The sequence below is a fragment of the Lentzea xinjiangensis genome (genome assembly GCF_900110955.1).
In the GTDB taxonomy this organism is placed as follows: Bacteria; Actinomycetota; Actinomycetes; order Mycobacteriales; family Pseudonocardiaceae; genus Lentzea; species Lentzea xinjiangensis.
On record NZ_FOFR01000013.1, the window covers coordinates 206,818 to 233,630 of the forward strand.

The 26,813-nt window shown below is 70.3% G+C and carries 25 protein-coding genes; 4 read left to right on the plus strand and 21 right to left on the minus strand.

The genetic code is table 11. From position 1 onward, the window contains the following. Positions 1 to 102 precede the first annotated feature (102 nt). Positions 103 to 1,398 carry an amino acid permease gene (locus BMW88_RS26260; protein ID WP_245778058.1) on the plus strand — a complete coding sequence of 432 codons (1,296 nt, stop codon included), beginning with the start codon at positions 103 to 105 and terminating at the stop codon, positions 1,396 to 1,398. A gap of 15 nt (positions 1,399 to 1,413) precedes the next feature. Here BMW88_RS26260 and BMW88_RS26265 read toward each other — a convergent pair whose 3' ends face one another. The 4 genes from BMW88_RS26265 to BMW88_RS26280 all read right to left on the minus strand — a co-directional run bounded on the left by BMW88_RS26265 (position 1,414) and on the right by BMW88_RS26280 (position 3,468). After that, positions 1,414 to 1,929, minus strand: coding sequence for an NlpC/P60 family protein (locus BMW88_RS26265; RefSeq protein ID WP_089955149.1), 516 nt, complete (start codon positions 1,927 to 1,929; stop codon positions 1,414 to 1,416). Between the two features lie 183 nt (positions 1,930 to 2,112). Further along, positions 2,113 to 2,370, minus strand: coding sequence for a helix-turn-helix domain-containing protein (locus tag BMW88_RS26270; protein WP_089955152.1), 258 nt, complete (start codon positions 2,368 to 2,370; stop codon positions 2,113 to 2,115). A gap of 317 nt (positions 2,371 to 2,687) precedes the next feature. After that, entirely contained in the window at positions 2,688 to 3,311 is a 624-nt protein-coding gene (locus BMW88_RS26275) for a UdgX family uracil-DNA binding protein (RefSeq protein ID WP_089955154.1), read from the minus strand. After that, positions 3,289 to 3,468, minus strand: coding sequence for a CsbD family protein (locus BMW88_RS26280; protein ID WP_089955157.1), 180 nt, complete (start codon positions 3,466 to 3,468; stop codon positions 3,289 to 3,291). The genes BMW88_RS26275 and BMW88_RS26280 overlap by 23 nt, the downstream gene beginning before the upstream one ends. A gap of 217 nt (positions 3,469 to 3,685) precedes the next feature. Here BMW88_RS26280 and BMW88_RS26285 point away from each other — a divergent pair, with 217 nt between their 5' ends. Further along, the gene (locus BMW88_RS26285) at positions 3,686 to 4,030 is read left to right on the plus strand and encodes an ANTAR domain-containing protein (protein ID WP_089955159.1); all 345 of its coding nucleotides are present in this window, start codon (positions 3,686 to 3,688) and stop codon (positions 4,028 to 4,030) included. Here the strand turns inward: BMW88_RS26285 and treZ are convergent. The 7 genes from treZ to BMW88_RS26320 form a co-directional block, all read right to left on the minus strand. After that, complete coding sequence (treZ, locus tag BMW88_RS26290; RefSeq protein ID WP_089955162.1) at positions 3,949 to 5,646, minus strand: malto-oligosyltrehalose trehalohydrolase; 1,698 nt, start codon at positions 5,644 to 5,646, stop codon at positions 3,949 to 3,951. The genes BMW88_RS26285 and treZ overlap by 82 nt on opposite strands. Then, the gene (treY, locus tag BMW88_RS26295; protein WP_089955165.1) at positions 5,643 to 7,739 is read right to left on the minus strand and encodes a malto-oligosyltrehalose synthase; all 2,097 of its coding nucleotides are present in this window, start codon (positions 7,737 to 7,739) and stop codon (positions 5,643 to 5,645) included. Before treY ends, treZ begins: the two co-directional genes overlap by 4 nt. Further along, positions 7,739 to 9,844 carry a glycogen debranching protein GlgX gene (glgX, locus tag BMW88_RS26300; protein ID WP_089955168.1) on the minus strand — a complete coding sequence of 702 codons (2,106 nt, stop codon included), beginning with the start codon at positions 9,842 to 9,844 and terminating at the stop codon, positions 7,739 to 7,741. Before glgX ends, treY begins: the two co-directional genes overlap by 1 nt. Positions 9,845 to 10,150: 306 nt before the next feature. Next, entirely contained in the window at positions 10,151 to 10,453 is a 303-nt protein-coding gene (locus BMW88_RS26305; protein ID WP_089955327.1) for a hypothetical protein, read from the minus strand. A 93-nt stretch (positions 10,454 to 10,546) separates the two neighbouring features. Further along, on the minus strand, positions 10,547 to 12,358 hold the full coding sequence (locus tag BMW88_RS26310; protein WP_089955171.1) for a 4-alpha-glucanotransferase: 1,812 nt from the start codon (positions 12,356 to 12,358) through the stop codon (positions 10,547 to 10,549). A 133-nt stretch (positions 12,359 to 12,491) separates the two neighbouring features. Further along, positions 12,492 to 12,797: a RidA family protein gene (locus tag BMW88_RS26315; protein WP_177221331.1), complete on the minus strand. Its 306-nt coding sequence runs from the start codon at positions 12,795 to 12,797 to the stop codon at positions 12,492 to 12,494. 40 nt (positions 12,798 to 12,837) lie between these two features. Then, on the minus strand, positions 12,838 to 13,758 hold the full coding sequence (locus tag BMW88_RS26320; protein WP_089955329.1) for a LacI family DNA-binding transcriptional regulator: 921 nt from the start codon (positions 13,756 to 13,758) through the stop codon (positions 12,838 to 12,840). A 31-nt stretch (positions 13,759 to 13,789) separates the two neighbouring features. On the opposite strand from BMW88_RS26320, the gene BMW88_RS26325 reads away from it, so the two are divergent. After that, positions 13,790 to 14,239, plus strand: a complete 450-nt coding sequence (locus BMW88_RS26325; RefSeq protein WP_089955174.1) for a peroxiredoxin — start codon at positions 13,790 to 13,792, stop codon at positions 14,237 to 14,239. Between the two features lie 31 nt (positions 14,240 to 14,270). Here BMW88_RS26325 and BMW88_RS26330 read toward each other — a convergent pair whose 3' ends face one another. The 9 genes from BMW88_RS26330 to BMW88_RS26370 form a co-directional block, all read right to left on the minus strand. Next, the gene (locus BMW88_RS26330) at positions 14,271 to 14,840 is read right to left on the minus strand and encodes a TetR/AcrR family transcriptional regulator (protein WP_218148216.1); all 570 of its coding nucleotides are present in this window, start codon (positions 14,838 to 14,840) and stop codon (positions 14,271 to 14,273) included. A 2-nt stretch (positions 14,841 to 14,842) separates the two neighbouring features. Further along, a complete protein-coding gene (locus BMW88_RS26335; protein WP_089955179.1) occupies positions 14,843 to 15,796 on the minus strand; it encodes an LLM class F420-dependent oxidoreductase in 954 nt (317 codons plus the stop codon). Between the two features lie 77 nt (positions 15,797 to 15,873). After that, a complete protein-coding gene (locus BMW88_RS26340; RefSeq protein ID WP_245778059.1) occupies positions 15,874 to 16,530 on the minus strand; it encodes an O-methyltransferase in 657 nt (218 codons plus the stop codon). A gap of 13 nt (positions 16,531 to 16,543) precedes the next feature. Beyond that, positions 16,544 to 17,143: a hypothetical protein gene (locus BMW88_RS26345; RefSeq protein ID WP_143116249.1), complete on the minus strand. Its 600-nt coding sequence runs from the start codon at positions 17,141 to 17,143 to the stop codon at positions 16,544 to 16,546. A gap of 155 nt (positions 17,144 to 17,298) precedes the next feature. After that, positions 17,299 to 18,810 (minus strand): HAL/PAL/TAL family ammonia-lyase, encoded by a 1,512-nt coding sequence (locus tag BMW88_RS26350; protein WP_089955183.1) that lies wholly within the window; start codon positions 18,808 to 18,810, stop codon positions 17,299 to 17,301. Between the two features lie 146 nt (positions 18,811 to 18,956). Next, a complete protein-coding gene (locus tag BMW88_RS26355; RefSeq protein ID WP_089955185.1) occupies positions 18,957 to 19,682 on the minus strand; it encodes an SDR family NAD(P)-dependent oxidoreductase in 726 nt (241 codons plus the stop codon). 195 nt (positions 19,683 to 19,877) lie between these two features. After that, the gene (locus BMW88_RS26360) at positions 19,878 to 20,657 is read right to left on the minus strand and encodes a M23 family metallopeptidase (protein WP_245778060.1); all 780 of its coding nucleotides are present in this window, start codon (positions 20,655 to 20,657) and stop codon (positions 19,878 to 19,880) included. Between the two features lie 935 nt (positions 20,658 to 21,592). Continuing rightward, complete coding sequence (locus BMW88_RS26365) at positions 21,593 to 23,710, minus strand: transglycosylase domain-containing protein (protein WP_245778061.1); 2,118 nt, start codon at positions 23,708 to 23,710, stop codon at positions 21,593 to 21,595. Positions 23,711 to 23,806: 96 nt separating this feature from the next. Continuing rightward, positions 23,807 to 24,835: a carbohydrate kinase family protein gene (locus BMW88_RS26370; protein ID WP_089955190.1), complete on the minus strand. Its 1,029-nt coding sequence runs from the start codon at positions 24,833 to 24,835 to the stop codon at positions 23,807 to 23,809. Positions 24,836 to 24,886: 51 nt separating this feature from the next. Between BMW88_RS26370 and BMW88_RS26375 the strand changes: the two genes are divergently transcribed. After that, positions 24,887 to 26,095 carry an MFS transporter gene (locus BMW88_RS26375; RefSeq protein WP_089955193.1) on the plus strand — a complete coding sequence of 403 codons (1,209 nt, stop codon included), beginning with the start codon at positions 24,887 to 24,889 and terminating at the stop codon, positions 26,093 to 26,095. Here the strand turns inward: BMW88_RS26375 and shbA are convergent. After that, entirely contained in the window at positions 26,058 to 26,750 is a 693-nt protein-coding gene (shbA, locus tag BMW88_RS26380; protein WP_089955196.1) for an RNA polymerase sigma factor ShbA, read from the minus strand. The genes BMW88_RS26375 and shbA overlap by 38 nt on opposite strands. Between the last annotated feature and the right edge of the window lie 63 nt (positions 26,751 to 26,813).

A 26,813-nucleotide genomic window follows, 5' to 3' on the forward strand; every position in this document is an offset into this window, starting at 1 on the left:
ACGATTTGACTCTCCGTCGCCATGAACTCACTATCGGGCCGCCATCGGCACACTCGAACGGGGCTGGAGAGAGTGACTCACCTGCGGGAACGGCATGTCACCATGATCGCGCTGGGAGGCGTGATCGGAGCGGGTCTGTTCGTCGGGACCGGCGCGGGCATCGCGCTGGCCGGCCCGGCGGTGCTCATCTCCTTCGGCCTCGCCGGGACACTGGCGCTGCTCGTCATGCGCATGCTCGGTGAAATGACCGCGGAACACCCCAGTGGCGGCGCTTTCTCGGTGCACGCCGAAAAGGCGATCGGGCCGTGGGCGGGTTTCACGGTCGGCTGGACGTACTGGTGCACCGTGGGCGTGGTGCTGGCCGTCGAGGCGACCGGCGCCGCGAAGATCGCCGCGGGATGGCTCCCCGGCGTGCCGCAGTGGGCCTGGGTCCTGCTCTTCATGGCGGTGCTCACCGCAGTGAACCTCGCGAACGTCCGCAACTTCGGCGAGTTCGAGTTCTGGTTCGCCGGTCTCAAGATCGCGGCCATCGTCCTCTTCCTGCTCCTCGGCGCGGCCGCGGTCCTCGGCGTCCTGCCGGGCGTCGCCTCCCCCGGCCTCACCCACCTCCGCGACTTCCTCCCCCACGGCTGGGGCGGCGTCGTCGCCGGGTTCATGGCGGTGGTCTTCGCGTTCGGCGGACTGGAGGTCGTCACGATCGCCGCCGCCGACGCCGAGAACCCGGCGCAGGCCGTCAAGAACGCCGTCCGCACCTCGATGACGCGGCTGCTCGTGTTCTACCTCGGCTCGCTGGCCGTGGTCGTGACCCTGTTGCCGTGGAACGACTCCGAGGTCGGCGCCAGCCCGTACGTCGCGGTGCTGAACCGGCTCGGGATCCCCGCGGCCGGGCAGATCATGAACGTCGTGATCTTCGTGGCGCTGCTCAGCGCCATCAACGCCACCCTCTACGGCGCCGCCCGCATGCTCAGCTCGCTCGCCGAACGCGGTGAAGCCCCGAAGTCCCTGCTGAGGAAGAACAACGGGGTTCCGCGCAACGCCGTGCTGGCCTCGACGGCGTTCGGGTTCTTCTCCGTGCTGCTCAACTACCTGTGGCCGGAGACGGTCTTCCTGCTGCTGCTCAACGCGGTCGGCTCCGCGCTGCTCGTCGTCTGGGCGTTCATCGCCGTCTCCCAGATCAGGCTGCGCCGCACCACTCCCGCCCCGGCGGTGCCGATGTGGGGCTTCCCGTACCTCTCGTGGCTGGCGCTGGCGGCGATCGCGGCAATCGTGGTGCTGATGCTCAGCGACGAGCAGGCCCGCGCCCAGATCGTGTCCACGGGCGTGCTCGTCGCCGTAATCGCGGCGCTGGGACTCGCGAGGTCCGCCCTGCGCCGGCGACGCGTGCCCGAACGCCCCTGACGCCCTCACCGGCGGTCAACCGACGACGTTCTTGAGCCGGTAGGCCCGGTACTTGCTGTCCGGCTCCAGGCCGTACGTGAGCGGGCGGTGGTCGGTGCCGTGGCCGCCGCGCTGCTCGTAGGCCATGTACTCCGAGCGGTCGTCCTTGGTCCACCGCTCGAAGATCACGACGTGCCGGAAGTCCGCGCCGGGCTCGTCCACCGAGTCGATGAGGAGGTCACCGGGCCGCAGGTCGGCGATCGCCAGCGGAATCGTGTACTCCTCCGTCACCAGGGCCTCGGTGTTCGGCCCTCCCAGCGGATTCTCCTTCTCCAGTTTCGCGGCCATCGAGACGAAACCCGAGCAATCCTGGCGATACCCGTCGTGCCAGTACAGCTCCATGCTGTACGGGACCTGGGTGCCGTTGTTCGCGGTCAGCCACGTCTCCGCGCGCTGCAGCAGCTCCGCCCTGCTGACCTGCTCTGTTGCCGGTGCCGCGGACACCGGTGCCGCGCCGGCGAGCACCAGTGCGAGGAATGCCGAGAACACCACCGAAATGACTTTCATCATTTTCCCCGTTCCGAGAAGAGCGAATCCCGTGCATATGACGGAACACGAGCCGGAAGGAGGAGTCAACGGTTTACCCGGCACGCTGCGGGGTAGATCGACTCATTTTTCGCTCAGCCGGGTGACACCGCGGAATGCGCGGTTTCGCTCCTCGGCGAGCGCGATGTCCTAGGCCGACCGGCTCTGCGGGGCCAGCACCTCGTTGATGGTGTCGAGCGAGATGCCGAGCGCGCCCGCGAGCGCGGCGATGGTGAAGAACGACGGCGTGGGAGCGCGTCCCGTCTCGATCTTGCGCACGGTCTCCGCCGACAACCCGGCACGGGCCGCGATCTCGACCATGCTCTCGTCACCGCGGGCGTCCCGCAGGAGCTGACCGAGCCGCCTGCCGCGCTCCCGTTCCAGGGACGTCAGAGGGATGCGCACCATGCCTGCGGATTCTACGCGAACCAGGCGGCCCTGGTGACGTGAGAAAAGTCCGTTGCGACGCCGGCCGATCCCGACATAGGTTCGAAGTACACAAGAGAGGAGGTGGTCCGAAGTTGTATAGCTACGGGACTCGTGAGGTGGCTGTCCGCTAGGACCAGCCCTCGGTGACGCCTAGCGCAAACCCAGGCAGCCACCCGACCCCCGGACTTCGAGCGCTGGTCCCGCTCGGCCCGTTCACGCGGGAGTCGTCCGGGGGTTGTCCCTTTTCCGGACTTCCGCCTCGTCGGGCCTTCTGCCTCGTCAGGCCTTCTGCCTCGTCAGGCCTTCTGGACGGCCTTGAGGTCCGCCACGAACCCGGCGAACGCCTCGCGGTAGTTCTCCGCCCGCACCACCGACGACGGGTGCACCGTCACCCCGACGCGCAGCCCGTCGTGCTCCAGCACCTCGCCGCGGTGCCCGGTGAGCTTGAACGACGGCCCCAGCACCGCCTTGGCCGCCACAGCCCCCAGGCAGACGACCAGCCGCGGCTTGACGAGGCGGATCTCCTCCCGCAGCCACGGGAAGCACGCCACGACCTCGGACCGCCGGGGCTGCTGGTGGATCCTGCGCTTGCCGCGCTCGGTGAACCGGAAGTGCTTCACCGCGTTGGTCAGGTAGGTCTTGTCCCGGTCGATCCCGGCTTCCGCCAGCGCCTTGTCCAGCAACCGGCCGGCCGGGCCGACGAACACGTGCCCCTCGGTGTCCTCGCGGTCGCCGGGGCACTCCCCGACCAGCATCAGCCGCGCGGGCACCGGCCCCTCGCCGAACACGGTCTGCGTCGCGTCGCGGAAGAGGTCGCAGCCGCGACAGCCGGCCGCCGCCGAACGCAACGCCGCCCAGTCCTCCCCCGAAGGGACGAACTGGGCGGCGGAAGCACTCTTACTTGTCCGAGCGGAAGGCATCCTTGACCTTCTCGCCGGCCTGCTTCAAAGAACCCTTGGCGCGCTCGGCGCGGCCCTCGGCCTGCCACTGCTCGTTGTCCGTGGCGTCGCCGACTGCTTCCTTCGCGCGGCCCTTGAGCTCCTCGGCCTTGTTGCTGAACTTGTCGTCGGCACCCATGGATCAGGCTCCTTCACTAGTGGTCAGCTACAGGGATCGGTTACCCGGCGAGCACCGCCTGAAACAGTTGATAAGGTGATCACTCGCGGTTGAGAACCCAGCCGCAAGCCGATGTGACGGCTTGCCCTGGGTGTGCCCGCCCTTCGCAATGCAGCTCCAGAGCACCGTCGTCACACCGGCATGCCGCTGTGACATGACGACGTGAAAGGAGCCGGCGGTGTCGTCCGCGAGAATCACCGCCCTCGAAGCCGAGGTGGCAGGGCTGCGCAAAGCTCTGGTATCCCGGACTGTCATCGGGCAGGCCTCTGGCCTGATCGCCGCACGCAAACCCTGCACACCCCAGCAGGCGTTCCAGCTGCTGGTGCACATCTCCCAGCACCACAACATCAAGCTGCACGTCGCGGCCGACCGCCTGGTCACCGCGTTCGTGCACGCGCACCTGGGTCGACCCGTCGACCTGGCCGACCAGATGCTGTGGGATCACGTCGACGCAACGACCGCGAACGACTCCGGTGAGAGCGATGACGGATTCGCAGAGGAGGTCAGCAGCACGTCTCCCTGAGGCAGCGGGACGGGGGTCGTGCCGAGGTTCACCACCACGCGGGTAGTCCCGCGGTGCAGCACGAAGCACTCCCCGTCCTGCTCCACGACGAACCTGTCCAGCCGCGGGTCGGCCAGCTCAGGGCGGGAGCGCCGCAACGCGATCAGCGCGCGGTAGGTCTCCAGCACCTCCGCGTGCCCGGCCTCGGTCACCTCGTCCCAGCGCAACCGCGAGTTCTCCACCGTCTGCGGCGACATCGGGTCAGGAACCTCCGACTCCCCCCAGCCGTGCTTCGCGAACTCCCGCCGCCTGCCGGTCCGCACGGCCTCGGCCAGCCCCTGGTCCGGGAAGGACGCGAAGAACTGCCACGGCGTGCTCGCCGCCCACTCCTCCCCCATGAAGATCATGGGGGTGTACGGCGAGCAGAGCACGATCGCCGCCCCGCACAGCAACCTCCCCGTCGACACCGTCGCCGTCAGCCGGTCGCCGGCCGCGCGGTTGCCGATCTGGTCGTGGTTCTGCGTGTAGGCCAGGAACCGGTAGCCCGGGATCAGCGCCGTGTCGACCGGCTTGCCGTGGTGCTTCTCCCGGAACGACGACCACGTGCCCGCGTGGAAGAACACCTTCTCCAGCGTGTTCTTCACCGCGCCCGGTGCCGCGAAGTCCTCGTAATAGCCGAACGTCTCGCCCGTCAGCGCCACGTGCAGGCAGTGGTGCAGGTCGTCGGCCCACTGGGCGTGCAGGCCGTAACCGCCGCCTTCGCGCGCGGTCACCAGCCTGGCGTCGTTCAGGTCGGACTCGGCGATCAGCGTGAGCGGGCGGCCCGCGCTCGCGGACAGCGCGTCCACCTCGATCGCCAGCTCCTCGAGCACGTGCACCGCGCGCTGGTCCGCGAGCGCGTGCACGGCGTCGAGCCGCAGCCCGTCGACGTGGAAGTCCCGCAGCCACTGCAGCGCGTTGTCGATCACGTACCGGCGCACCTCGTCGGAGCCCGGCCCGTCGAGGTTGAGGCCGGGACCCCACTCGTTGCGACCGGCGAAGTACGGCCCGAACTTGTCGAGGTACGCGCCGGACGGTCCGAGGTGGTTGTAGACGACGTCCAGCAGCACGGCGAGACCGCGCGCGTGGCAGGCGTCGACGAACCGCTTGAACCCGTCCGGCCCGCCGTAGGGCTCGTGCACGGCGCCCCACAGGACTCCGTCGTAACCCCAGCCCTCCACGCCGTCGAAGCTGTTGACCGGCATGACCTCGACGAACGTGACGCCGAGGTCGACGAGGTGGTCGAGCTTGCCGATGGCCGCGTCGAACGTGCCCTCCGGCGTGAACGTGCCGATGTGCAGCTCGTAGATCACGCCACCCGGCAGCGCCCGCCCGGTCCACCCGCCGTCGGTCCACTCGAACGAGTGCCGGTAGACGCGGGACGCCTCGTGCACCCCGTTCGGCTGCCACAGCGACCGCGGGTCCGGGTACGCCTCACCCTCGATGACGAAGGCGTAGTCCGTTCCCTCCGGCGAGCCGGCGGCCGGGTCGATCTCGGCGGAGTACCACCAGTCGCCGTCGCGCTTCATCTCGTGGTCGGCGCCGTCGACGCGCACGTGCACCGACTCGGGCGTCGGCGCCCACACCGAAAAGATCACTGGTCCCCCCGCACGAGCAGTGCCACCGGATAGCGGTCGAGCAACGACGACAGGTCCTCGGCCGCCGGCCGCCCGGTGAGCACGTCCGTCCACCCCGGACCCGCCGGCAGCGGCAGAACCGTGTCCTGCCAGCCCTTGCGCGCCAGCCCGACCGGCAGCCTCGTCGCCACCGTGATCACGCCGGACCGCTCGAACGCGAGCACGTGCCCGGCGGCCGGGCCCTCGGCGCGCAACGGCCGGTAGCCGTGCAGCCCGCGCTTGCGGACGTGCAGGGCCTTGTGCACGACGAGCAGCTTCGCCGCGCCCGAGTCGTCGACCTCCGGCAGCCAGCCGGACTCGATGCGCGCCAGCAGCTCGCGGCGCACCTCGTAGTCGACCGGCCGGCGGTTGTCCGGGTCGACCAGCGAGAAGTCCCACAGCTCGGTGCCCTGGTACACGTCCGGCACGCCCGGCGCGGTGAGCTGGACCAGCTTCTGCCCCAGCGCGTTCGACCAGCCGGGGGCCTTGATCCGCTCGGCGAACGCGGCGACCTCCGGGGCGTTCAGCGCCTTCGCTGGCCACGCGGCCACCTCGGCGTCGAACTCCTCGTCGCGGTCGACCCACGACGTCCTGATCTTGGCCTCGCGCGACGCCTTCTCGAGGTACTGGCCGAGCCGGTCCTCGGTGATGGGCCACGCTCCGACCAGCGACTGCCACGCCAGCCGGTTCAGCGTCGGCTCGGAGATGCCGTGCTGCTCGCTCATCGCGGACTCGAACGCCAGGTACTCGTCCGGGATCTCCGCCAGCACGGCGAGGCGTGCGCGCACGTCCTCCGAGCGCTTGGTGTCGTGCGTCGACAACGCGGTCATCGCGGCCGGTTCGCCCGACTCGCGGGCCGCCGCACGCTGGTGGAACTCCTCGACCGGAAGGCCGAACCGGTCCGGGGAGCCTCCGACCTCGTTGAGCGCCACGAAGTTCGTGTACCGGTAGAACGCCGTGTCCTCGGTGCCCTTCGCGACGACCATGCCGGAGGTCTGCTGGATCCTCGTCGCCAGTTCGCCGTGCGGGTCGGCGCGGACCTGCTCGTCCAGCGCGCGCACGGCGGGCGACTTGCTCAGCCGGACCGCGGCCTCCCAGTGCGCCATGCCTTCCGGCAGGTACGAGCGGTACACCGGGAAGTTGACCATGACCTCGGCGACGGCGGCGCACGCGTCCTCGAAGTCCACCCCCTGTACGAGCCGGGCGATCCGGCGCACCTCGGCCACCAGGATCGAGTCGGCCACCTGCCGGCGCGACGCCTGCTCGACCTCGTGGAAGCTCTCCGTGCCGGTCCTCGCGGTGAACGCGTCGGTGGGCGCGATGAAGACGCCGCAGATCTCGCGCAGCGCGTCGTAGCCCGTCGTGCCGTCGACCGGCCAGCTCTGCGGCAGCGACTCGTCCGGGCCGAGGATCTTCTCCACGACCAGCCAGCCGTCGAAGTGCTCGCGCAGCCGCCGGAAGTAGCCGCCGGGGTCGGCCAGGCCGTCCGGGTGGTCGATGCGCAACCCCGTGACGCCCCAGGAGAGCACCTCGCGGTGGGTCGCCTCGAACACCTCCGGATCCTCGACCCGCACCGCCGCGAGCTCGGTGATGTCGAAGAACCGCCGGTAGTTCAGCTCGGTGTTGCCGCGCCGCCAGTTCACCCGCTGGTAGTGCTCGTGGACCTCGGGATCGGCGTCCTCGGCGAGCACGGGCAGCAGCACCTTGCCCGACGACCAGTCGATGTCGAAGTACCGGGCGTACGGCGAGTCCCGGCCTCGTTCGAGGACGTCCTCCCACCACGGGTTGGGCACGACCATGTGGTTCGGCACGATGTCGACGACCAGGCCGAGGCCGAGCGCGGTCAGCCGTTCCTGCAGCGCGACCCGGCCCTCGTCGCCGCCCAGCTCGGGCCGCGCCCTGGTCGGGTCGACGACGTCGTAGCCGTGCGTCGAGCCCTCCCGCGCGTCGAGCATCGGCGAGGCGTAGAGCGCGCCGACGCCCAGCCGCGCCAGGTAGTCGGCGACGGCGGCCGCGTCGGCGAAGGTGAAGGACGGGGTGAACTGCACGCGGTAGGTCGAGGACGGCGCGCCCATCAGCCCATCCTCTGCAGCACGACGAGCGACCGCGCGGTGAGGTTGAGCTGCCCGGACGCGGCGATCGGCTTCGAGCCGGTGCCGACCTCACCGGTCGCCGTGTCGACCACCACGGTCCACTCGGGACCGTACTCGGAGTCGGGCAGAGTCACCTGGATGTCCTCGTGGTGCGCGTTGAACGCCATCAGGAACGAGTCGTCGACCACCCGCATGCCCCGCGAGTCGAGGTCGGGCATGCCCTCGCCGTTGAGGAAGATGACGATGCACTTGCCGAAGTCGTCTTCCCAGTTCTGCTCGGTCATCTCCTCGCCGGACGGGGTGAACCAGGCGATGTCGCGCAGCTCCTCGCCCTTGCGGATCGGCCGGCCCGCGAAGAACCGCCGGCGCCGGAACACCGGGTGCGCCTTGCGGAACGCCGTCAGCGCGGAGGTGAACTCGACGAGCTCGGCGTTGGCCTCGACCAGCGACCAGTCGACCCAGGAGACCTCGTTGTCCTGGCAGTAGACGTTGTTGTTGCCGTTCTGCGTGCGGCCGAACTCGTCGCCGTGCAGGATCATCGGCACGCCCTGCGACAACAGCAACGTCGCCATCAGGTTGCGCCGCTGCCGCGCCCGCAGCGCGAGCACTTCCTCGTCGTCCGTCGGCCCCTCGACGCCGCAGTTCCAGGAGCGGTTGTGGCTCTCGCCGTCCTGGTTGTCCTCGCCGTTGGCCTCGTTGTGCTTCTCGTTGTACGACACCAGGTCGTTGAGCGTGAAGCCGTCGTGCGCCGTCACGAAGTTGATCGACGCGTACGGCCGGCGCCCGTCGTCCTGGTAGAGGTCGGACGAGCCGGTGATGCGCGAGGCGAACTCGCCCATCGTCGCCGGTTCACCGCGCCAGAAGTCGCGGACCGTGTCGCGGAACTTGCCGTTCCACTCCGTCCACAGCGGAGGGAAGTTGCCGACCTGGTAGCCACCGGGACCGACGTCCCACGGCTCCGCGATCAGCTTGACCTGCGACACCACCGGGTCCTGCTGCACGACCTCGAAGAAGGTCGACAGCCTGTCGACGTCGTAGAACTCGCGCGCCAGCGTGGCCGCGAGGTCGAACCGGAAGCCGTCGACGCGCATCTCGGTGACCCAGTAGCGCAACGAGTCCATGATGAGCTGCAGCGTGTGCGGCGTGCGCACGTTCAGCGAGTTGCCGGTGCCCGTGTAGTCCATGTAGAACTTCGGGTCGTCCTCGACCAGGCGGTAGTACGCCTCGTTGTCGATACCGCGCATCGACAGCGTCGGGCCGAGGTGGTTGCCCTCCGCCGTGTGGTTGTAGACGACGTCGAGGATGACCTCGATGCCCGCCTGGTGCAGGGCCCTGACCATGCCCTTGAACTCCTGCACCTGGTTCAGCGGCATCGCCGCGTAGCCGTCGTGCGGGGCGAAGAACCCGATCGTGTTGTAGCCCCAGTAGTTGCTGAGCCTGCGCTCGGCCAGCGTGTGGTCGCTGACGAACTGGTGCACCGGCATCAGCTCGACCGCCGTGACGCCGAGCTTGGTCAGGTGGTCGATCATCACCGGGTGCGCGAGGCCCGCGTAGGTGCCCCGCAGCTTCGGCGGGATCTCCGGGTGGTCGATCGTGAGGCCGCGCACGTGGGCCTCGTAGATCACCGTCTCGTTGTACGGCGTCCTCGGGTACCTGTCGTTCGTCCAGTCGAAGAACGGGTTGACCACGACGGACTTGGGCACGTACGGCGCCGAGTCGGCGTCGTTGCGCTCGTCCGGCGAGCCGAACTTGTACCCGTACAACGCCTCGTCCCACGACAGGCCGTTCGAGATGGCCTTCGCGTACGGGTCGATGAGCAGCTTGTTGGGGTTGCACCTGAGCCCTCGCGAGGGGTCGTGCGGGCCGTGCACGCGATATCCGTACAGCTGGCCCGGTCCCACCCCCAGCAGGTAACCGTGGTGGACGAAGCCGTCCACCTCGGGCAGCCGCACGCGGGTCTCGGTGCCGTCGTCGTCGAAGAGGCAGAGCTCCACGTACTCGGCGACTTCGGAGAACAGGGCGAAATTCGTGCCTACGCCGTCATAACCAGCGCCCAGCGGATAGGGCCTTCCAGGCCAGGGTCGCACGATGCTCCTCACAAGCTGGCAGCTACCGACATGACCGTATCCGACTGGCACCGGTGCGGCATCGGACCGGCGGACCAGGGGGACGGGGCCACGATCTGATTACTACCCCGCCGCCGCGTTTTGTACGCCGGCAAACGCCGAACCCAGGTCGTGCCCGGAAAACCGGTGGTCTGGTGGACGATCACACCCGAAACCCTACGAGCGGACACCGACAGAACCGGGCCCGCTACAGCGAGGTTCTCACGAGAGTGGGAGCGGCTTAGATCGAACGTGTGATCGTCACGGACCGGTAGCTACCGCCTGCAGTCACACTCCTTCGTGCGCCAGCACCAGCTGTCCGCGCGCGGCCATGAGCAGCGTGCGGGCTTCCTGGATCTCGCAGTACTTCAGGTGTTCGCACGCGGCCTCCGCGCACGCCAGCGCGTGCTGGAGGGCGGTGTTGTCCTCCGCGGGACCTGCGTCCCGCAGCGCGTCGCGCAGCGCCTCCTCCGCGCGCCGTGCCCCGGCCACCGGGTCGCCGAGCGCTGCCGGTCTCACCGAGGCGAGGGCCTGCTCGACGGCCAGTTCGAGTACGTCGGTTGGTGTCCGCGTGCTCACGGCTGAGCTCATCTGGTACGCCACCTCCAAGGGTTCGTCGTCCGCCGCCGGGTGACCGGCCTTACAGTACTCCGCACGCGCGTGACCTGCTGTTGCGCAAAAGTTTCATCTTCCGCGGGCGCGCAGCGGCCGCGTGATGTCCCGGACCCGGGGGAAGAAGTCGTCCAGCGCCACGGGCAGGGGGATCCGCCAGTTCGGGTGCTCGTCGATCGTGCCCGGCACGTTGGGCTGCCGGGTGTCCAGCAGAGCGTCCTGGGGTGAAGTCAGGACCAACGCGCAGGGTGCCTGCGCGAGCAGTTCGTGGGCGCCCGCGACCCGGTCGGCGGCGTCGATGCCCTCCTGGCGCATCAGCTCGTCGAAGTCGGGGCCGTCGGGGCCCGCGAAGAACGTGGCCGCGGTGGGCAGGTCGTGCGTGGAGATGCTGGCCATCGCCTTCGGGTTCCACTGCGCGGGCGGGATGAGCGGGTGGCCCTCGGCGTAGTAGTCGCGCTGGAAGTACAGCACGGCACTGGTCAGCATGCCGTTCTCCTGCAACGTCTTCGTGACGACGGGCTCGACCGTGCCGAGGTCCTCGCCAACGACGACCGCGCCGGCCCGGTAGGCCTCCAGCGCCAGCACGCCCAGCATGGCGTCGGCGTCGTAGTAGACGTAGGTGCCGCGCGACGGCGGCTCGCCCGGCGGGATCCACCACAGCCGCCACAGGCCGGCGACGTGATCGATCCGGATGCCGTCGGCGTGCTGGAGCACGCTGCGCAGCACCTGCCGGAACGGCCGGTAGCCGGTCTCGGCGAGCGTGTCAGGGCGCCACGGCGGCAGGCCCCAGTCCTGGCCGTCCGCGCTGAACGCGTCCGGCGGTGCGCCGACGGTGACGTCGATGGCGAACGCCTCGGGGTCGGCGAACGTGTCCGCACCACCAGGCGCGACGCCGACCGGCAGGTCGTGGATGACGCCGACGGCCATGCCCGCCTCGTGCGCGGCGAGCCGGACGTCCTGCAACTGGCGGGTGCACAGGTGCTGAAGCCAGGCGTGGAACGCGACCCGCTCCCGCGGCGGCTCCGCGCGCTCGGCCGGCCACTCCCGCCAGTCCGCGCCGTGGACCTCCGCCAGCGCGCAGTAGGTGGCGAACCTCTCCAGCTCGGCGTCCATCTCGACGTCGCCGCCGGGGAAGAGCAGCTCCAGCGCCTGCTTCTTGGCGTCCCAGACGGCGTCGTAGTCGATCAGGTCCTGGTTCTGCGGGCGCAGGTCGCGGATGATCTGCCGGGTGCGCGGGCAGGCCTGCAGGAACTCGGCCGTGTCGGTGATCCGCAGGTAGAGGGGGTTCGCGAAGCGCCGGCTCGTCGGCGAGTAGGGCGAGCGCTCGACCGGGTGGGTCAGGCTGGGCGCCTGCACCGGGTTGACCAGAACCACGCCGGCGTCGAGCTCGAGGCTGCTGCGCCGGGCGATCGTCGCGAGGTCGGCGAAGTCGCCCATCCCCCACGACTCCTTCGAGCGCGCGGCGTAGAGCTGCAGCATCCAGCCCCAGGTCCGCGGGACGTCCGGCAGCGTCCTGGGCGCGACGGCCAGGGTGACGGTCTGGTCCGCCGTCACGATCCGGTGCCAGCCGAGCGGCAGCGAGTCCGGCAGGTGCCGTTCGGTCTCGACGCTCGTGCCGTCTTCCAGCTCGATCGTGGCGGGGCCGCGCAGGTCGTACGTCTCGTACTCGCGGACGACGATCGTGGGCGGCAGCGTCCTGGCGGCACGGCGCTGCTCGACCTCGGCGAGCGCGCGGGCGACGGAGTCCTCTGTGGACGCGTCGACGCCGAACTGGGCGAGCACCTTGACGACGACCTCGGTGTCGACGACGACTTCCTGCTGGTCCGCGTTCTCGTACCGAGTGGCGACACCCCAGGCGTCCGCCAACCTCGCCAATTGCTCCACGACTACAAGCTATGTCACAGCTCGGGCGGCATTACCAGAGCAAATGGTCCCTGGTCACCCGAAGGGTGCAGGCCAGTTGGGACACGAAAACCGGATGCATTCCATCAAACATCCGATGCCTAGCCGGGAATGGTCACCACCGCTTCGAGCTCGACCAGCAAGCCGGGCCCGAACAACGCCGCGACCTGAACGAGTGCGCGACGGGGTTGTGCAGTTCGCCGAGTGCGGGGCGCTGGACCTCGTCCCGCACATCCCGAATGGTTCGCACCTTCGAGGCGTCGAGCACGAACCAGGTGAACTCCACGACATCCGACCAGTTCGCGCCAAACCTCCGGATGACGTGATGAATCTTGCTCATCACGTGCCGCGTCTGCGCGGCCGAATCGTCCACGCCGACAACGCATCCGGCGGTGGCGGCCACCTGCCCGGTGACCGCCACCGCGGACGGCTCGGTCAGGCGCTTTCAGGTGAGCACGCGGTCACCCCGCTGTGCGGACCGGTCCGCTCGAGTTCCTCACGACCAGCCGCAGCGGGTGCTCGACCGGCTCGATCTGCCCGCCCCTGATCAGCGTCAGCAGGTCGGCGACCGCCCGCTCCCCCTGTTCCTTGGCCGCTCCCTCGACCGCGGTCAGCCCGACCACGCGGGTGAGCTCCTGCCCGTCGAGCGACACGATCGACACCTCGTCGGGCACCGCGCGCCCGTCGCGCTGCACGCGCAGGTAGATGCCCAGCGCGGCGGCGCCGTTCGAGCTGATCACGGCGGTGGGCAGCCGTTCGCCGTCGAGCAGCACGTCGACCACCTGCTCGCCGCCGTCGACGGTGGGCGAGCACCACACCGTCCACTCGGGACGCACGTCCAGCCCGGCCGAGGCCAGGATCTCGTCGTAGGACTCGTCCACCCCGTCGGACAGCACCAGCGCCACGTCGCGGTGCCCCAGCTCCAGCAGGTGCGCGACGGCGGTCCGCAGCGCACGCCGCAGGTCGGTGTCGTCGACCGCGATGTGCGGGACCTCCAGCGACTCGAGCGCCGCCTGCTCAGCGCCGCTGAGGGACATCGACAGCAGCAGCACGCCGTCGACGCGGCGGCCCAGCGGCAGCTCGTCGAAGAACTTCGCGCGTGCGCCGGGCTCGGCGAGGACGTAGAGCAGCACGTCGTAGCCCGCCTGCCGCAGCGCGCCCTCCGCGCCGGCCAGCACCGGGCTGACCTCGGACGTCAGCACCGCGATCGCGTACCGGCGGCCACCGGCCAAAGAGGAGGCGTCGCGCGCGATGGCGTACTTCATCCGCCGCGCGACCTCGCTGACGTGCTGCCTGGTGGCCTCGGACACGCCCGGTTCGCCGCGCAGGGCACGCGATACGGTCGCGGCGGACACCCCCGCGGCCTTCGCCACATCGGACATGCTGGTCACGGCCCGAGCGTATTGGAGATCCATGAAGCCAGGCGACCTCGCCCCCGACTTCACGCTGCCCGACCAGGACGGCACCGACCGCACACTCTCCACGCTGCTCGAGAGCGGACCGGTCGTGCTGTTCTTCTACCCCGGCGCGATGACGTCCGGCTGCACGGCCGAGAGCTGCCACTTCCGCGACCTCGCCGCCGAGTTCGCGCAGGCGGGGGCGCAGCGGGTCGGCATCTCGATGGACGACGTGGCGAAGCAGAAGCAGTTCGCCGAGGTGAACGGCTTCGACTACCCGCTGCTCTCCGACGCCGGGGGCGAGGTCGCGCAGCGGTACGGCGTGCGGCGGCGGTTCGGGCCGACCCCGCTCAAGCGGCACACGTTCGTGATCGGCACCGGCCGCGAGGTCATCGAGGTGATCAAGAGCGAGTTCTCCATGACCGCGCACGCGGACAAGGCCCTGGCGGCGCTGCGGCGCCCGTGACCTCGGCACCCCCGGCTGGCCGTCCTCCCCGCTACCGCAGGCCGGCCAGCACGAAGTCCGCGATCTCCCCCGCGAGCCGGGCAGGGGTCTTCTCCCCGTCGGGCCGGTACCACATGGGTAGCTGGTTCACGACGCCGAACGCGATCCGCACGACCGTGTCCGCGGGCACGGCCGAGCTGAAGTCACCGTCCGCCTGGCCCTTCTCGATCACCGCGAGGAACGTCTCGTGGTAGCGGCGGCGCTCGGCGCGGAAGTCGGTCATCCGCTCCTCGCCGAGCCGGTGCAGCTCGCGGACGAAGACGGCCGTCTCGTCGACCCGTTCGGCGGTCGAGACGACGAGCGACACCAGGATCTCGCGCACCGTCTCGGCCACGGGCAGGCCGAGGCCGATGATCCGGTCCATGTCGGCGGACTGGGCGGTGATGAGCAGCCGGTAGATCTCGAAGAGCAGGTCGTCCTTCGAGCGGAAGTAGTGGTACAGCGCGCCCTTGGTCACCTCGGCGGCCGCGACGATCTCCTGCACCGACGTCGCGTCGTAGCCCTGCGCCGCGAACAGGCGCACGGCCGCGTCGATGATCTTCTGCTCGGTCGCGCCGGGCACGGTCAGCCCTTCGGCGCCAGCGCGCGCACCTGCTCGACCTGGTCACCGCCGGTCGGAAGCAGGGCGATGATGGGCGTGTCCACGCCCTGCGCCTGGTACTCGGCAACGCGCGCACGGCACTCGTCGACCGGTCCGTGCACGACGAGCGCGTCCACGACCTCGTCCGGGATGGACTTCGACGCGGCCTTGCGGTCGCCGGCCGCCCACGCCTCGTGCATCGGGCGCAGCGCCTCGCCGCGGCCCAGCCAGTCGTGGAACGCCGCGTACGCGGGAACGGTCAGGTAGGTGCTGATGAGCATGCGCCCCAGTGCCCGCGCCGCGTCGGCGTCCTCGGTCGGGCAGACGAAGATCCGCGCGGCCAGCTCGGACTCCGCGCCGAGCTCCTCGCGCACCTTCGGCACGTCGGAGGCGGCGAGCCAGTTGGTGATCGCTCCGTCGGCCTCGCGACCGGCCAGGCGCAGCATGTTCGGTCGCAGCGCCGCGAGCATGATCGGCACCTTCGCGGCGGGCGGGCGCTCCAGCTTGAAGCCCTTGACGGAGAACGTGTCGTAGTCGGCGCTGACCTTCTCGCCGGCCAGCGCGGCCTTCAGGAAGCGCAGCGTGTCGCGGGTCCGCTTGAACGGCTCGGTGAACGGGATCGCGTTCCAGCGCTCGACGATCGCGGGCGAGGACGAGCCGATGCCCAGCACGAACCGGCCGCCGGTCACCTCGGCGAGCGTCGCCGCGGTCATCGCCAGCGTGGCGGGCCCGCGCGTGTAGACGGGCGCGATGGCCGGGCCGAAGCGCAGTTCGCCGGACCACTGGGCGGCGAGCGCCAGCGGCGTGAACGCGTCCGTGCCGGTCGTCTCGGCCGACCACACGTCCGTGTAGCCGAGCCCGGCGAGCTCGGACACCAGCGCGCGGTGCTCCAGCACCGGCACGCCGATCAGCGGCAGCGTGATTCCCCATCGAGCCATGAACGCCTCCAGGTCAGCGACTTGGAGGACACCCTACCGACCGGTCGGTATGCCCACAACCGCACTCCTGGGCGGACCTACTTCTTCCGCGCCACGGTCATGCCGTCCGCGATCGGCACCAGCACCGACTCCACCCGCGGGTCGTTCAGCACGAAGGTGTTGAACGCGTCGATGGCGGCGGCGTTGCCCTCCGGCTCCTCGGCTGCGGCTTCCCCGCCGTAAAGGGTGTTGTCGGCGAGCAGCAGGCCGCCTTGGCGGACCCGCGGCACGAGCAGGTCCCAATAGCGGGCGTACCCGGCCTTGTCCGCGTCGATGAAGACCAGGTCGACGACCGGTTCCTCCGGCAGGTCCGCGAGCGTCTGCGCGGCCGCGCCGAGGCGCAGGTCGATCCGGTCCCGCACCCCGGCCGCCTGCCACGCCTCCTCGGCGATCGTCGTCCACTCGGCGGAGACGTCGCAGGTGATGACCTTGCCGTGCGGCGGGAGCGCCAGCGCGAACGCGAGCGTGGAGTACCCGGTGTAGGTGCCCACCTCGACCACGGTCCGCGCGCCGATCAGCTTGGCCAGCAGGGACAGCAGCACGGCCTGCTCGTGCGGGATCTGCATCTCCGCCGAGGCGCCGAGCCCGGCGGTGCGGGCGATCAGCTTCTCCTGCGCGGCGGTGGGTCTGCCCGCCTGTCTGCGCACGTAGCGGTAGATCTGCGGGGTCATGACCACGGTCTTGAAGTCGTTCACGCGCGGTCCTCTCTCATAGTCGGGTGAGCAACCTCCTGAGTGTGTCGCGGTACTCGGGTCGCAGCGGGTGTTTCGCGAGGTCATGACCGATCGCGGACAGAACGGCGGCGCGGTGGGCGCGATAGCGGCTGACGCACGCGTTCTCCCGGCTGACGAGGAAGAACTCGTCGAACCGCGCGCGCTCGGCGTCGGTGGTGGGCACGCGGGCCCGTCCCGACTCGCGCAGCAGCGAGGCGCCGCCGGGCACGAGCCGGCGCATGACCTCCACGTGGGCGGCCAGGTTCGCCTTGCTCGCGGCGGTGAGCGGCGCGGCCGCCACCGGCCCCAGCGCCGCGCGGGCCCGGCGCAGCAGGTCGGGCAGTGGTTCGTAGTCACGTGCCCACCGCCCGCTGAACGCCGGGTCGAAAGCCGCCATCATCGGCCTGATGACGTCCTCGTACACCTCGCGCGAACAACTGCCCGAATAAGCGAGCATCACCGTGTACGCGTCATATCCCAGCGCAGCGAGATGCGTCGATTGCGAATTGCGCTCGCGTATTACCCGGTCGAGTGAAGAGGCGATGAACCTCCACACCAGGAATGCGCCGTGGTGGCCGAGAAACCACCGGTGCACGGCGCGCTCCACTGGGTCCTCGGGGGTGCTGATGTCGATCGGGATGTCATGACAACCGTTCGCGCACGGAATGAGGTCCGCGCCGGGTGACGGCATGCGCAGAACGGGCAGACCGACTCGGGTGTGCCCCCACGCGGGCGGGCAGACCGGAGCGCTCACCGCGCACCCTCCACTTCGGACCCGATGACGTCGAGGAGGTCCGCGATCGTGCCGAGCGCGGTGTCGAGCGGCCGGTCCTCCACGATCGGCGGTACCTCGGCGGCGATGCGGTCGAACACCTCCGCGAGCAACGGCGCCTGCGGGCGGCGCGCGCCGACGTGCACGGCCTGGCGCAGGCCGAGCGCGACCGCGGCGTGCAGGTAGCGCAGCAACCGCGCCTGGTCCAGCGCCGTCAGCGCGGCCTGCGTACCCAGCGGGACGACGTCCTGGTTGTGCAGGTTCGTCGGCAGGCTCTGCATCGAGGCGGGCGTGGCGGCGCGGCGCATCGAGGCGAGCGTCGCGGTCGCGCCGAGCTGCACGCCCTGGATCGCGTGGTGCTGGCCGGGCTGCGGGCTGAGCATCGGCGGCAGACCGTTGGTGCGGTGGGGGTCGACCAGCAGGTCGAGCTGGCGTTCGGCCAGGTTGCCGAGCTGCACCAGGGCGACGTTGAGCTGATCGGCCGCGAAGGCGCTGGGCTGGCCGAAGAAGTTGCCGCCGTGGACGACCTCCCCGGTCTCCGGGAAGAACAACGGGTTGTCGCTCACCCCGTTGAGGTCGCGGCGCACGACCTCCTCCGCGTGCCGCACGCTGGTGCCGGCCGCGCCGATCAGCTGTGGCGTGCACCGGATGCTGTAGGACTCCTGCAACGGGCGCGCGCCGGACGGCGTGCTGCCCGCGAGCCAGGTGCGCAGGGAGGCACCGGTGTCCGCGACGTCCGGGTGCCCGAACGCGGCCAGCAGCCCGACGGACGTGAACTCCTGGCCGCAGCCGAGCACGTCGGTCAGCAGAGCGGACAGCAGCTCCGCGATGTGGCGCGCCCGGATCGCCTGCGCGACAGCGAGTCCGAGCGCCGCGGACGTCACCGAGGTGCCGTTGACCACCGCGAGCGCATCGCGCCCGTCGAGCCGCAGCGTCGTCAGGCCCGCCTTGTCCAGGGCCTCGCCCGCGGGCATGAGCTGCCCGCGGAAGAACGCGTCGCCGTTGCCGCGCAACGCGTGCGCGACGTAGGCCAGCGGCTGGAGGTCACCGCTCGCACCGAGCGAGCCCAGCCGGGGCACCGCGGGCGCGAACTCGGTGCCCAGCATGGCGATCAGGGACGTCACGACCTCTTCCGAGACACCGGAACGCCCCTGGGCCAAGGAGAACAACCGCGCCAGCACGGCCGCGCGGGCGACGGCGGGCGGCAGCAGCTCACCGTGCCCGACGATGAGGTGGAAGATCGTGTTGTCGTTCTGGGCAGCGCTGTCCGCACGGCCCGCGAACTCGACCATCGGGCCGAAACCCGTTGTGACGCCGTAGATCGCGCGGCCGGTGCCGTTGAAGCCGAGCACGAACCGGCGGCAGCGCGCCACCCGCTCCCGCACGTCGTCCGGCAGTTCCACGCGGAGTGGACTTCTGGCCAGCTCGAGGTCCGCGGGATCGAGAGCAGAGGCCAGGTTCAGGGCAGCAGAGGAAGTTCCGACAGGCACGACGCCTCCTGGGGACTGGGGGGCCTCTCGCGACGATCCCCGTTGACCTGTCAACGAGAAAGGGCCTAACGCACTACGAGAAGATGTATCTCGTCCTCGTTCACACGCGTGGCCGTACTTGTTACCCGTTGACAGTGAAGACGTTTTCAGGCATCCGCCGGCGTGACCAGGCCACCGGAGAGGTGGTCGAACTCCCCGCGCACGATTCGGGCCAGGAGATCGGCGGACTGCTCCACCGGGGTGAACTTTCCGCCGGCGCGCTGGCTTCTGACCCAGCGCGCGATCCGTTGCACGTGCGGATCGTCGGAACAGGTGCCGGCACCACGGCGCATCAAACCGATGTCGACCATTCCCGGGTCGTAGCTCAGCACGGCGATCGGGCGGTCCTTCAGCTCGATCGCGAGGTTCTCGGTCAGCTTGACCACGGCCGCCTTCGACACCGAGTACGCCGTGACGTAGGGCCATCGGTGCACGCCCGCGTTGCTGACCACGTTGATGATCCGGCCGCGCGTCATCGCGCGGATCGCGGCGTTGGCGGCGGACGCGGTGCCGCGCAGGTTGACCTCGACCGCGTGCCACCACTCGGTCTCGTCGACCTGCCAGGTCGGCCCGACCGGTCCGCCGAGCGCGCCGTTGTTGACCAGCACGTCGATCCCGCCGAGGTGCTCGATCACCTTCGGCGTCGCGCGGGGGTCGGCGAGGTCCGCGACGTGCGTCTCGACGTCCACCCCCGCGGCCCTGAGCTCGGCCCGCGCGAGGCCGAGCGCCCGCTCGTCGCGGCCGGTGAGGACGAGCTGGTGGCCCTGTGCGCCGAGGACCTCGCTGAACGCCCTGCCCAGCCCCTTGGCGCCGCCGGTGATCAGGACCTTCACGCGGCACCGCCCTCGGGCGGCCGGCGCGGGACCTCCCCGGCGGCACGGCTCGAGGGCTCCGCCGGCACGGGACTGCGGTGGATCACTGGCTCGACTCCCCGTTCCCACGTCGCCGGGCCCGGTGCCGGACGACGTGAACGGAGACTATCGCCACTCTTCGTGGCTGTTCGACTACTTTTCGAAACGTTCCAGGCGCTAGAGCGTCACGCCGCGGGCCGCGAGCCAGCCCACCGGGTTGACCTTCTGCCCACCGTCGGCCCACACCTCGAAGTGCAGGTGGGGTCCGGTCGACTGGCCGCGGTTGCCGATCGTCGCGATCTGCTGCCCGGCCTTGACCGCCGCGCCCTGCGGCACGTCGATGGTGTTCATGTGCCCATAGACGGTGATCGTGCCGTCCGCGTGCTGCACGCGAACCCACAGCCCGAACCCGGACGCGGGCCCCGCCTCGACGACGGTGCCGTCCATGACGGCGACGATCGGCGTGCCGATGGCGTTCGCGATGTCGACGCCGTTGTGGCTGGTGCCCCAGCGAGCGCCGAACCCGGACGTGAACGACCCCTCGGCGGGCCGGACGCACTGGGGCCGCTTCGCCTCTTCCTCAGCCGCGATCCGCGCCCGCTCGGCCGCGATCCGCGCCTGCTCGGCCGCGACACGCGCCTGCTCGGCCTCCTGGCGCTTGGCGTACGCGCCCTCCGCGGACCTCAGCGCCTCGCGGACGTGGAACTGCGCCTGGATCTGCTCGGCCTGCAACAGCTTGCGCGTCTCGGCGCTGGTGTCCAGCGAGTGGATCGTCTGCGGCTCCTGCGGCTGCGCGGTCATCGCCGCGGCCAGGTTCTTGGTCGCCGCGATGGGGACGATGCGGTCGACCGGCGAGACCGTGGTCATCGCCTGGGCGAAACCGGCGCCGGCGAGGGCGCCCGCGGCGACCACCGCCGCAACGGCCTTCTTGCGGTCCAGGTCCACTCTGGTGATCACGTCGACCAGGGGGCCCTTCGCTCGATGCCGTGCCAAAACTGCCTCCATGCACTCGGGGGAGTTCGGCTAACCGCGCTTCGCCTGGCATCGGGGGGCCTGGCTGCGGGCTTCGGGGGCCCGGTGGTGGACTGGACCGCTTCGGGAGGCGTTCCGTGTCCTTGCAGTTATCGAACCGTGACATGCGGCGCAGAACGTAACCTCGCGTCACGGCCAGAGGCAAGCGAAGTGGGCGTTCGGGTGATTAGGCCCACTGTTTGTCACTCTGCGTAGCTGATCAGTTCAGGGCTCGGTTACCTCGGTTTGGACCAATCCCCGTCTTAGCGTTTGTACTGGTCAGTCGCTTTATCGTGAAAGGTTTCGCGGGGCAGGTGAGGGTTGGGTTTGGGGCCGTTGGATTTTCAGGGCTGACTCGCTGCGATGGGCGGCCCGTTGGTTGCTCTGTTGCGGTGGCGCGGGCCGGCTCGCGGTGGCGCGGCGCAGGAGGCGGCTCGCTCGGGCGCCGGTTCCGGCGAATGGGTCACCGGCGCGGTTGGGGGCGCCCGGCGTGGCCGCTCTCCGGACTGACTTGTCGCGTCAGGTGTCCTGACGCACTGCTCCGGACCACTGCCGTCGAGAGCGAAGATCACCGGAAGTGTCGGACCTGCGGACTAAGTTGGGTCGCGGGGGGCCCGAAACCCGAGGGGACCCCTGCGTCAGCCTGCGGCGCTGTCGAACGCACGTGCCCCGAGGCGGTGCCCCCACTCCACCGGCACCGACGAAGGCGGTGACCCGACTCCCCCGGCACCACCACCGAAGGCCGTGACCCCCGCTCCACCGCCACCACCGAAGGCGGTGACCCCCGCTCCACAGCACAAGGCCGCCGGACGCACTCGGCGTCCGACGGCCCACGCTTCGACCTGCCTCACCAGACCAGGCCTGGTGTCACCCGGTCCGACTTACCTGTACCTCGCGGCGGCGGGCGGCAGCGGTGCCACCGGCAGCCCCTCGTGGATCACCTTCATCGCGTTGAACCACGTCGGCGCGGCGACCTGGCCACCGAACACGCCCTGCGAGCTGCCGGGGCAGAAGCGGATCGGGTTCGCGCAGATCACCTCGGGGCGGTTGCCGTCGGCGTAGGTCATGACGGCGCCCGCGTACTGCGGGGTCGCGGCCATGAAGGCGACCGACTTGTGCTCCTCGGTGGTGCCGGTCTTGCCGATGGCCGGGCGGTTCCAGCCGGAGGCGGAGGCCGCGGTGGCCGCCGTGCCCGAGCCGGTGGTGTCCTGGGACATGCCCTGGGCCAGGGAGTTGGCCAGGTCGGGCTCCACGGCCTGCTCGCACCGCGCTTCCTTGAGCGGCATTTCCTTGCCGTAGCGGTCGAGGACCTTCTCGACCGGCGACGGCGGGCACCAGGTGCCGCTGGAGACGATGGTCGCGGCGACGTTGGCCAGCTCCAGGACGCTGGTGGCGCCGGGGCCGAGGGTGTAGGAGCCCGCGTTGTTCTGCTTCGTCCAGTCGCCCTGGGACGGGCCGTTGGACTTGTCGCTCTTCAGCGGCTCGCCGGCGCGGTTCACGCCCTGCAGGGTCTCGCGCATGCCCAGGCGGTAGGCCATGTCGACGACGCTGTGGAGGCCCGTCTGCTCCTGCAGGATCACGAAGCCCGTGTTCGGGGACTGCGCGAGGGCCTGGGTCAGCGTCATCTTCTCGCCGTACTTGCCCGCGTTCTCGACCTTCCACGGCGCGCCGCCGTTCGGGTAGACGCGCGAGTAGTAAACGGCGGGGACGTCGATCGACCTGTCGATGCCCGTGATGTTCTTCTCCAGGGCCGCGGCGGCGGTGAAGACCTTGTTCACCGAGCCGGGGCCGAACGGGAGCACCTCGGCGGGCACGGGGCGGGCGACCTGGCCGAGCTCGGCCTTGTTGCCGTAGTCGCGGGAGGCGACGAGGGCGCGCACGCGGTGCTTGTCCTTGCCCGGCTCGACGACGGACATGACGTTCGAGATGCCGTCCTGGGTCTTCGGCACCTGCTGCTCGGCCGACTGCTTCGCGGCCCTGGTGGCCTTCGGGTCGAGCGTGGTCTTGATGGTCAGGCCGCCGCGCTGCAGCTCCTTGTTCGTGATGCCCGCCTGGCGCAGGTAGTCGAGCAGGTAGGAGCAGAAGAAGCCGTAGATCGGGCCGTCACCGGCGCCGACGCAGCCCTTGGGCAGGATCTGCAGGTCCTCGACGACGCCCAGCGGCGCGGCCTTGTACTCCTCGGCCTTCTTCTCCGCCTCGGCCTGGTCGGTGCCGAACGCGCCGTTCTCGCGCATCTTGTCGATGACGACGTTGCGACGCTCCAGCGCCTTCTCCGGTGCGGCGCCGGGGTTGAGCGACGACGGGCGGTTCGCGATCGCGGCCAGCAGCGCGGCCTGCGGGACGGTCAGCTTGTCGGCGGTCGTCTTGAAGTAGGCCTTGGCCGCGGCACCGACGCCGTAGGTCTGGTTGCCCAGCGGCACGATGTTGAGGTAGCCGGTGAGGATCTCTTCCTTCGTCATCTGCTGCTCGAGCTGCAGCGCCACGCGCGCCTCGCGCATCTTCCGGCCGATGGTCGCCTCGGTGGCCTTCTCCCAGGCCGCCTGCTCGTTGTCGGCGCCGAGCACGAACGCCATGTAGTTCTTCACGTACTGCTGCGTGAGCGTCGACGCGCCCTGCGTCGCGCCACCGTCCACACCGGCCTTGGCGGCGGCACGGGCGATGCCCTGCCAGTCGACGCCCTGGTGGTCGTAGAAGCGCTTGTCCTCGATCGCGAGGATCGCGGCCTTCATCGTGTCCGAGATCTGCTGCGACTCCAGCGGAACCCGGTACTGGTCGTACAGGTAGGCGATCGGCTCGCCGTTCATGTCCTGAATCGTCGTGACGAGTGGCAGCTCACCCTTCGCGAGATCTCCCGACGTCTGGTCGACGGTGTCGGCCGCGCGGTTGGACGCGAGACCGAGACCTCCGACGAACGGGAACACCATCGCGGCGAGGAGCACACCCGCCGTCAGGCACAACCCCAGCAACTTGACCAAGCCTGACGCGCGTGCGGCGAACAACCCGCGACTCCTTCCGGACAAACCCCAGAGATTCCCTACGTATTAAGTCGCGCGAGAGGCCCGTGAGGTTGCGTCCGCTGATCGACTGCTTTCAACCTACCGGAGCAACCGCAGGCCGATCGTCGGGCTGGCCCTGCGCACCTCGACGCCCGCGTGGTCGGGCAGCACGTCGTCGAGGAACCCGTAGCGCGACAGTTCTTCATCGGGCCGCCTGCTCACCGTCCGCCACCAGACCGCGATGTCGCCCCAGCCGGGAGCCGACAGCGAACCGCCGAAGTGCTGCACGGACAGCGCGGCGCACAGGTTCGCGAAACGCACCCGGTGCTCCAGCGGCCACGCGGCCAGAGTGCCCATCACGAACCCCGCGCCAAACACGTCTCCCGCACCAGTCGCGTCGAGCTGCGCGACGTTGAGCCCCGGCACGTCCACGCATTCGCCGGTGGCGCTGTCGACCGCGACCGCTCCCCCGCCTCCCCGTGTGACGACCACCACCGGCACGTGCTCGGCGAGCTTGCGCGCCGCCGCCTCCGGGGTGTCGGTGCGCGTGTACCCCTGCGCCTCCACATGATTCGGGAGGAACACGTCATAACCGTCAAGGCGTCGCAACAGCTCCGGCGACCACGCGCCGGTGCGGTCCCAGCCGATGTCGGCGAAGAGCTTCGCGCCGTTGTCCTTCGCCGTGCGGACCCATTGCTCGTCCTCGGCTTGGATGTGCACGAAGCACGCCCTCGCCGAGGGCGGTGGGTTGAAGAGATCGTCCGCGATCACCGGCGCCTTGTGCCCGTGCGTGACCATCGAACGGTCGCGTTCCATCGCCATGGAGACGGTCACCGGCGAGTGCCAGCCGTAGAACCGGCGGCAGTAGGACAGGTCGACGCCCTCCTGGTCGGCCAGCACGTCCCAGCAGAAGTCGCCGTACGCGTCCTCGCCGAACGCCGCCGCCAGCGCGGTCTTGAGCTCCAGCCGGCGCAACGCCACCGCGAGGTTCGCGATCCCGCCGGGGCACGACCCGAGCCCGTCGGCCCACACCTCGGTTCCCGCGGCCGGTGGGCGGGGCAGGCCGGTGAAGATGATGTCGAGGAAGACGGTGCCCGTCAGCAGAACGTCGTAGTCGGGATCAGCCATGCGTGAACTTTGCCACCCCGACCGGGCGGTCATGCGTTAGAAACGACGGTCATGGGGGTTCCGCTCAGGAAAAACGTCCAGTTCCAGCTGTTGTGGTCCGGCGGAGCCGTCTCGCAGCTCGGTACCGCGGTCACCGCGCTCGCGGCACCGCTGCTGATCATCGCGCTCACCGGGTCGCCGTTCTGGGCCGGCGTGGTCGCCGGGGCGCGGGCGACCGCGATGATCGTCGCGCTGGTGCCGGCCGGGGTGCAGGTCGACCGCTGGGACCGCAGGGCCGTGCTGGTGTGGAGCCAGGTGGTCCAGGCGGGCGCCGCGGCCGCGCTGGCCGCCGCGGTCCTCACCGGCCGCGCCCACATCGCCGTCTTCCTCGTGCTGGCGGCCGTCGACGGGGTGTGCACGGCGTTCTCCACCCCCGCGCGCACGACCGCGATCCAGGCCGTGGTGCCGAAGGAGCAGCTCAGGACCGCCTACGCGCAGGAGGAGGCGCGCGGCCACGCGGCACGGGTCGCCGGGCCACCGCTGGGCGCGCTCCTGATGGCCGCCGGACGGGCGGTGCCCTTCGTCGTCGATGCGATCACGTTCGCCGTGGCGGCAGTCTGCGCGTGGTTCGCCAAGATCCCTGCGCGGACTGAACAACGCCCACGCCAGAAGATGCGGCACGACGTCAAGGAAGCGGGCGCCTGGCTCTGGCGGCAGAAGGGCCTGCGCAACCTCACCGGTGTGTTCCTGGTGCTCAACCTGCTCGGCGGTGCCACGCTGCTGCCGGTGATCGTGCTGGTGGGCGAACGCGGTGGCACGGCGCTCGACACCGGCGTGGTGTTCGCGGGCATCGGCGTGGGCGGGGTCCTCGGATCGCTGCTCGCCGTCCGGGTCACGCTCGCTCCCGGCAAGCTGATCGTCGTGGTGCTCGTGGTCTTCGGGCTGTGCACCACCGCGATGGCACTGCCGTTCGGTGTCTTCTGGCCGTTCGTGCCTCTGGCGGTCACGGCCGTCGTCACGCCGTTGATCAACGTGGTGGTCTCCGCGCTGTACACCGAAATGGTCCCCGAGGACATGATGGGCCGCCTGGACGGCATCACGACCTTGGCCAGCCGGGTGCTGACCCCGCTCGCGCCGGTGCTCGGAGGGTTCCTGGCGAGCCTGACCGGCGGTGGCGCGGCGTTGCTCGTGCTCGGGGCGCTGGTGCTGGTCACCGCCGTGGCCGCGAGGTTCTCGGACCTCGCTAGCCCTCTTCCGCGATCATCTCCCGCATCCGGGTGAGCGCGCGGTGCTGGGCCACGCGCACGGCGCCCGGCGTCGACCCGACGGCCAGCGCGACCTCCTCGGCGGACAGGCCGACGGCCACCCGCAGCACGAGGATCTCGCGCTGGCGTGGCGGCAGCTTGTGCAGCAACCGGGAGACCTGCGCCATCATCTCGCCGTTGACGGCGTGCTGCTCCGGGCCGTCCTCGAGCGACGGGCAGTCCGGCAGCTCCGGCACGACCTCGGCGCGGTTGCGGACGGCGCGGCGGCGGGCGTCGGCGACCTTGTGCGCGGCGATGCCGTAGACGAAGGCCAGGAACGAGCCCGGCTCGTAGCGGTACTTGGACAGCGCGCCGACCACCGCCACGCAGACCTCCTGCGCGATGTCCTCGGCTGACACGAGCGTGCGTTCGCGGCCACCGACCCGCGCGCGGCAGTAGCGCACGATCAGCGGCTGGATCCGGCCGAGCAGGTGCTCGACCGCCCGTCTCTCCCCGTCCAGGGCGGCGTCGACGAGATCGGTGAACTCGGCTTCGGCGAGCCACTGGCTGGAGACCGGCGCCCGGCGCACCCGGCGGCGCACGGGCGCTGGCGAGTTCCTGGCCCCCACGTCTTCTGCGGGCGAGAGGACCGCGACACCGCCACCGGACCGCACGGCTGTGGTCTGCACCATCCCGCGACCTCCTCCACTACAGCGACACTAGGGGCTTCACTGAAGTAGAGAACGCAGCGAGCC

Bases quoted from the DNA above. Each gene is read 5' to 3' on its own strand.
- BMW88_RS26275 (WP_089955154.1), bottom strand. From the start codon at position 3,311: ATGCCTTCCGCTCGGACAAGTAAGAGTGCTTCCGCCGCCCAGTTCGTC.
- BMW88_RS26335 (WP_089955179.1), bottom strand. From the start codon at position 15,796: ATGGCTCGATGGGGAATCACGCTGCCGCTGATCGGCGTGCCGGTGCTG.
- shbA (WP_089955196.1), bottom strand. From the start codon at position 26,750: ATGGTGCAGACCACAGCCGTGCGGTCCGGTGGCGGTGTCGCGGTCCTC.
- BMW88_RS26260 (WP_245778058.1), top strand. From the start codon at position 103: ATGATCGCGCTGGGAGGCGTGATCGGAGCGGGTCTGTTCGTCGGGACC.
- BMW88_RS26325 (WP_089955174.1), top strand. From the start codon at position 13,790: ATGAAGCCAGGCGACCTCGCCCCCGACTTCACGCTGCCCGACCAGGAC.
- BMW88_RS26305 (WP_089955327.1), bottom strand. From the start codon at position 10,453: ATGAGCTCAGCCGTGAGCACGCGGACACCAACCGACGTACTCGAACTG.
- BMW88_RS26270 (WP_089955152.1), bottom strand. From the start codon at position 2,370: ATGGTGCGCATCCCTCTGACGTCCCTGGAACGGGAGCGCGGCAGGCGG.
- BMW88_RS26370 (WP_089955190.1), bottom strand. From the start codon at position 24,835: ATGGCTGATCCCGACTACGACGTTCTGCTGACGGGCACCGTCTTCCTC.
- treY (WP_089955165.1), bottom strand. From the start codon at position 7,739: ATGGGCGCGCCGTCCTCGACCTACCGCGTGCAGTTCACCCCGTCCTTC.
- BMW88_RS26280 (WP_089955157.1), bottom strand. From the start codon at position 3,468: ATGGGTGCCGACGACAAGTTCAGCAACAAGGCCGAGGAGCTCAAGGGC.
- BMW88_RS26375 (WP_089955193.1), top strand. From the start codon at position 24,887: ATGGGGGTTCCGCTCAGGAAAAACGTCCAGTTCCAGCTGTTGTGGTCC.
- BMW88_RS26320 (WP_089955329.1), bottom strand. From the start codon at position 13,758: ATGTCCGATGTGGCGAAGGCCGCGGGGGTGTCCGCCGCGACCGTATCG.